We start from the raw sequence: 1,783 nt of genomic DNA on the forward strand, positions 1-1,783 counted from the left end.
CGACAACGGCTCGGTCGACGGTTCGTGGCGCCTGTGGTTCATGGTGATTCTGTCGTTGATCTGCTGGTTCATCATGCGCCCGTTCAAACGGATCTCGAGCACCTTCCGACAAAACTCCGCCGGTGCACTCAACCGCAAAGCAGTCCGCGCAAAATCGTCGATCAAACACAAAGCGTTCGATGCCGCATCGTTGGCCGTCGGCGGACCAGCGACGACGATGGCGAAAAAGACAGTCGGAGCGTTCCACCGAAGCAGCGACAACAACGACGGCGACGACACCACCCCGGTGCGCCCCGAAGGCCGCGGACTCATCACCCGCCGCCAGCAAGACTCCGACAATGCCCGCGCTGCCGCACGCGCGGCCTCCGACCGGATGCCGGGCACCTCCCTCTGGCGCGAGAGCGAGCGAGATGCACGTATCGCCGGGATCGCTGCCGCATCAGGTGCGGCAGCTCTGCGGCCCAAAGCTGGGATCTCCTCTGTCGGAAGCGGTACCGATTCCGACAACACCGCAGACGGCGACATCGATTGGCCGCGCCGTCGCGGCCACAGCGAACCCTCCCGTACCGATACCGACCTCCACGAAGAGCGCAACCGCAGATTCAGGCAGGCTCCACAACGTCCGTCAGTCAACGAGGAATGGAACGGCGGAACCAACTCGGTCATCGCGCCGATGAAGGTCTTCACACCCACCACCATGTCGAGCGAACACAGAGCCGCCGCAGCCGCGACCACCGGCGACATTTCCGGCTCCAGCGATTCATCTCGCAGAAGCGCGCGCCCGCCCACCTCATCGGTGTGGACTCCGTCAGCTCGGCCTGCCGTCGATCGCGAGAGGTCGAACTGACATGCCCGCCATCAGCCACAACCCAGTCCTGACCCCGATCCGTCGGTGGGTCCTCTACTCACGCACGAATCTCGCAATCTCCATCGTCGGCGTCTTCGCCGGCCTCGTCGTACTCGGCCAGATCCTCGGAACACCCGAAACGACGACCACTACCGCCGAATTACCGTCAGCCGCAGAGTCCAGCCTCGAGATCACGGACACCGCACAGCCCGCGAGTGCGCCGCATGCAAGCGAGGAAGTCACGGAAACCCGAACCGCTGCGATGTCGAGCGCCGACGTCGCGTTGAGCGCGCAAGCGACAGCGATGACGTACGCGCACCTCTACACCGATCACGCCGCAAGTAACGATGCCTGGGCTTCCGCACTCGCAGTGCTGGTCCCTGACGGCGCACTGACACCGAACTTTCGCGCCGCCCGCCCGACCGTTTCCGTAGCGATCACCGGCCCGACACACACGACAACAGTGCCCGCAGACGGACCCAACACTATGACAGTGACTGTGCCCACGTCAGCCGGAGCATTGAAGATCCACCTCGCGCAGAGCGAATCTGGGACGCGGCCCTGGCTCGTGACCACTCCCCTGCCGACCCTCGATACTGGTTACGGCGATTCGGAACCCACCGCCCCGACTACGACGGCACCGAACAGCACAACGACGCCCACGTCGACCCCAAAGAACCCCGCGCCAACCACATCGCAGCCGCCGTCGACCTCGCAGGAACTTCTTCCCATCCCGGCACCCGGCCCGATCCCGATTCCCAATCTGGATACCCCGTTGCCGGGGGCGATGTGATGACGAAAACGCGTACCCGACAGCCCCTTTTCGCCACTCGCACGAGGATCGTTCTTTCCCTGCTCACCGCCGCAACCACGCTCGCGCTCACTGCTTGTGGCGGTTTCGCGGCACAACCGGTGATCAAGAAATCACGCTGCGGG

1 protein-coding gene and 1 pseudogene are annotated in these 1,783 nt (G+C 64.3%); both read left to right on the forward strand.

The genetic code is table 11. The features are described 5' to 3' along the window. Positions 1–847: pseudogene (locus VIQ49_RS06210) on the forward strand (hypothetical protein); the annotation flags it as partial. A 1-nt stretch (position 848) separates the two neighbouring features. Beyond that, positions 849–1,640 (forward strand): hypothetical protein, encoded by a 792-nt coding sequence (locus tag VIQ49_RS06215; RefSeq protein ID WP_331882092.1) that lies wholly within the window; start codon positions 849–851, stop codon positions 1,638–1,640. The last annotated feature ends 143 nt before the right edge of the window (positions 1,641–1,783 follow it).

Source organism: Williamsia sp., from assembly GCF_036566845.1.
GTDB lineage: Bacteria > Actinomycetota > Actinomycetes > Mycobacteriales > Mycobacteriaceae > Williamsia.

Excerpts from the sequence above, each read along its gene's own strand:
- VIQ49_RS06215 (WP_331882092.1), top strand. The coding sequence starts at position 849 with ATGCCCGCCATCAGCCACAACCCAGTCCTGACCCCGATCCGTCGGTGG.